This window comes from methanotrophic endosymbiont of Bathymodiolus puteoserpentis (Logatchev), from assembly GCF_900128525.1.
GTDB lineage: Bacteria > Pseudomonadota > Gammaproteobacteria > Methylococcales > Methylomonadaceae > Methyloprofundus.
The window spans coordinates 1-4566 of the sequence record NZ_FQTQ01000132.1; the positions used below are offsets into that span (position 1 = coordinate 1).

A 4566-nucleotide genomic window follows, 5' to 3' on the forward strand; every position below is an offset into this window, starting at 1 on the left:
AACAGCACATCCACTAGCGGCGTGCGATCTTCTTCATTTATCTCTGGCAGTTTCGGTTTAGGCGAGTTCATAGAATATATTGTAAAGCAATTTTTTAATATTTGCCTGTGGATAATGAGAAGTTACTTTTTTTCAAGCGGATGCCTCAACTACACGCTTACATGGTGGGACTGGATTAGGGCTGAGCATCTGCAAAAAATTAGTCACCCTAATGAATGGTACAATCAATGTTGAAAGCGAGCCAGGAAAAGGTAGCCATTTTTTCTTTCTTGCAGAATTTGGACTAGATCCATTACATAACCGATCTTATCAACCACCCCACCCTGATTTTCAAGACTTACGTGTGCTTGTGGTTGATGATAATGCGACAGCACGTCTTGTGCTTCGCGACCAACTCGCTTCTTTATCTTTTAAAGTAACCAGTGTTGTCAGTGCTAAACAGGCATACAGTACCCTGCGGGAATCAAGAAAATCATTTGACCTTATTTTAATGGATTGCTCTATGCCAGAAATTAATGGCTTAGAGGCGGTGAAGTATATTAAAAAACAAATTCGAATGAGTAAAGTTCCAGCCATTATTATGGTCACTGCCTATGCGCAAGAAGAGGTCATAAAAGAATCCCAAGCAATTGGTTTAAATGGGTTTATTTCCAAGCCAGTCACACCATCTACTTTATTTGATACGATTATCAAAGCACTAAAACCTAACATATCCTCGGCTGCACCTAATATACAGGTTGAAAATAAACGTTTGAGTGGCTCAGTACTACTGGTTGAAGATAATAAAATTAATCAGCAAGTAGCAGAGGAGCTGCTGAAATCATTTGGCTTAAGCGTTGATATTGCGATCAATGGTTTGGATGCAGTGAATAAAGTAACACAGCCCCCTGTAAAAAATAACACCTATGATGCCATACTGATGGATATTCAAATGCCTGAAATGGATGGCATACAAGCAACTAAGGAAATCAGAAAAAACCTTCAATTTAAAGACTTACCTATTATTGCGATGACGGCTCACGCGATGACAGGCGATAAAGAAAAATCATTACATGCAGGTATGAATGAACATATTACTAAGCCAATTAACCCGGATGAACTGTATAGAGTTTTAGCTCACTGGCTCGTACATGGCTCTGAAAACACGATAACACCCACTATGACACTACAAGATAGCTATATACTTTTACCGGATTATTCTGAAAATCTTGATGTTGAGTGGGGATTGAAACGCGTAGGCGGCAATCGGTCGCTGTTCAGTAAATTACTCAAAGAATTTTACCAAGACCATCAATCAGATACAGCACTGTTAGAACAGGCACTGGCTGAAAAGCGAACTCAAGATGTTAGCCGTATTATTCATACGATCAAAGGTGTGGCAGGAAATATAGGCGCAAGAAAACTACAACAAAGCAGTATTGAACTTGAATCTGCCATTGCCAAAGCCAAAGATAACACCAGTCAGCTGGCATGCTTTTATCGAGATTTTACAAGCTTACTAGACGAATTACAGCAATTTAGTGCGCCAAGCGAACCAGAACAAAAACATAATAATATATCGACAGAACAACTCAATAAAGAATTTAAACAACTATCTTTATTGCTTGAAAACGGAGATGCCGAAGCCTTAAACTATTTAGAAGAAATACGAAGTCACTTACCTATACATACAAATAATCAAATAGCACAGTTTGAACAAGCGATTAAAAATTATGATTTTGACTTAGCTATTGAGTTATTAAAAGCAATAAGTAAATAGGCTAGCTGTTTTCAGCTCCCCTTATTCCCCCCTTTCCAGCGTAAGAAAGGCTACCTTCAAGTTAATCGAATTGATGTAAATACATTTTCCAAATCAAACATAAAAATATGATGTGCAGGTTTTATCTTCTCTGTGGCTTCCACAGTGACTTCTTTAGAAGCTTAAGCTAAACCTTAGCCACCGATGTTATAAACTATTGTTAAATCATCAATTTCAGTGTACCTTAATGCTTGCAGGGATGAATTGATTGTTAAACCTAAGTAATCTTCATAAACCATAATTATTCAACCAGTTAGAACTTTATCTATGTACAAACCTAATATTTTGGTGGTCGATGATGAGCGCTTCTTTACCAGCTTGATTGCCGATATTCTTAAAGAGGATTATCACGTTTGCATTGCAAATAATGGACTGGAGGCACTAGATAAACTAAAAAAAGGCAACACTGATCTCATTTTATTAGATATTTTAATGCCTGATATGGATGGCTATGAAGTATGCAAACGGGTAAAATTATCAGAACGAGGGCACGATGTCCCTGTAATATTTTTAACCATTAAAAATGAAATAGAAGATGAGCTTCATGGTTTTGATCTCGGAGCCGTTGATTATATTACCAAGCCTATTAGCCCCCCCATAGTTAAAGCTAGAGTTGCCACGCATATTGCCCTATCTAAAGCAAATGAACAATTAAGACAGCATACGCTTGAATTAGAACTATTAGTGGCAGAAAGAACGGTAGAGCTGACTCGGGAAATAACCGAGAAACAAAAAGCGTATGAGAAATTACATTATTTAGCAAATTATGACCCATTAACTCAATTACCCAATAGAAATTTGTTCAATGAGAGATTAGCGTATGCGTATAAATTAGCTAAACGAAATAGCAGCTCATTTTTCTTATTATTGATTGATTTAGACCGCTTCAAACGTGTGAATGACACTTTAGGACATCATATAGGTGATTTATTGCTAGAAAAAGTAGGTATTCGGCTAACAGCCTGCTTGCGTGGTGTAGATACCATTGCCCGGTTAGGCGGGGATGAATTCACAGTCATTTTGAATACGGTTAAAACTAAAGAACATGCCGCAATTGTTGCAGAAAAAATAATTACTTCTCTAGCGCGTCCTTTTAAGATTCATAGTCACTTAATTCATATCGGTTCAAGTATTGGTATCACCGCCTACCCTGAAGATGGCGATGATCTCGATGCGATGTTTAAACATGCCGATATGGCTATGTATGACGTAAAAGAAAAAGGCAGAAATGCGTATGCTTTCTTCTCTTCAAATTTAACAACTTATGTGAACCACCGTATGGAGTTAGAAAAAGATTTACGTATAGCCCTGGATAATAACGAGTTATATTTAAATTATCAGCCTATTATCAGCTTACAAAACAATAATATCTGTGGTGTGGAAGCACTTTTGAGGTGGCGACATCCGACTTTAGGGCAGATTTCTCCAGAAAAAATTATTTCTATCAGCGAAGAAAGTGATTTGATATTAGCACTAGGCGAATGGATTTTGCGCACCGCCTGTGCGCAGTTTAGCGCATGGAAAAAACAAGGCTTAGATAAACTGCATATAGCAATTAATATGTCTACGCGCCAATTTTGTGAAAAAGTTAATAGTTATTACCTGATTAAGCAGCTGCTACGTGAATTTGAACTTTCAGGTGCTGATTTACAACTAGAAATTACTGAAAACTTAATGCTGGAAGACTCTAGCGTAGTTATGGAAATGCTATCTAAACTCAGAGCAGTGGGCGTGCAACTTTCTGTTGATGATTTTGGCACAGGCTATTCTTCTTTAAGTTATTTACGTCGCTTTCCAGTCGATATATTGAAAATTGACAGATCTTTCATTCAAGACCTTAATTTGGATTCTGGTGATGATGCTTTAGTTAAAGCAATTATTGCAATGGGACAAAGCTTAGGACTGAAAGTGATTGCAGAGGGCGTAGAAACTAAAGAGCAACTGCAGTTTTTACAGGCACATGAGTGCGATATGATACAAGGCTATTACTTTAGCAAACCAGTCAATGCAGAAGAAATTGAGCGATTGGTTGCCAAGCCTTTGCCTAGTAGTTGATGAGTCCGCGCCTATCGGTGACAGGCCATATAAGCAAAGAGACACAAGTGACCAATATTGCGAACTTTTCATTATCTATGGTTGCATTTTCACTGCTGTGATTGCCTCAAATAAAGGCGTTAGAGCGTAAAAGTATATTAGAATTGGAAAACACGTTCAGGGCACGTAAGTTTAAACGTCTGATTATGTGTCGCTCAGCTTAAATGCAGAGAATTTTTAATGATGAATAAGGTTTTTCAAGCCGCAAAGATTGGTAAAATTCATGCTAATGTGGCCTGATTTTTGGCGAAATTTTCGCAGAAGGGGATCATTATGAAAACGATTAGTAAACACTTACATAGCATTAACATAAGCTTTAATACATGCTTGTTGTTCTGTTGTCTGGCAATGCTAAGCATACAGCCTGTTCAAGCGATCCAAATGCCTGAATATACTGCATTTGGGCTGGAGCCTGTGCAAGGACTACCCGATCCAGAATCGTGGCAATATATGACAAAAACTACGACTGAAAATCTGCCCATCAGTAGTTTTAATGGTGAACTTGCTAAAATAACGCAATCGGTAGCTATTTCTGCTCATGTTTTGGTGATTGAAGAAGGACATGAAAATGGGATATGGGACAGTTATCATGAAAATAAAACCATACGAGGTTTCAGCATAGATGCAGATAGCGTCATCATTCGCAGCCCCTTTCGGCTACCCCAGACCAACGT

3 protein-coding genes and 1 pseudogene are annotated in these 4566 nt (G+C 38.0%); all 4 read left to right on the plus strand.

Annotated features, from left to right (window positions below; all coding sequences use genetic code 11):
- Positions 1–139: 139 nt before the first annotated feature.
- Positions 140–256 (plus strand): annotated as a pseudogene (locus tag BQ7314_RS16000) (ATP-binding protein); the annotation flags it as partial.
- 93 nt (positions 257–349) lie between these two features.
- On the plus strand, positions 350–1759 hold the full coding sequence (locus BQ7314_RS16005; protein WP_342590406.1) for a response regulator: 1410 nt from the start codon (positions 350–352) through the stop codon (positions 1757–1759).
- A gap of 306 nt (positions 1760–2065) precedes the next feature.
- On the plus strand, positions 2066–3853 hold the full coding sequence (locus BQ7314_RS10585; RefSeq protein ID WP_174483666.1) for a two-component system response regulator: 1788 nt from the start codon (positions 2066–2068) through the stop codon (positions 3851–3853).
- Positions 3854–4240: 387 nt separating this feature from the next.
- Positions 4241–4566: hypothetical protein (locus tag BQ7314_RS10590; protein WP_174483667.1), on the plus strand; the 326-nt coding region annotated here is incomplete at its 3' end.

Coding starts and splice junctions, on each gene's coding strand:
- BQ7314_RS10585 (WP_174483666.1), top strand. CDS start 2,066: ATGTACAAACCTAATATTTTGGTGGTCGATGATGAGCGCTTCTTTACC.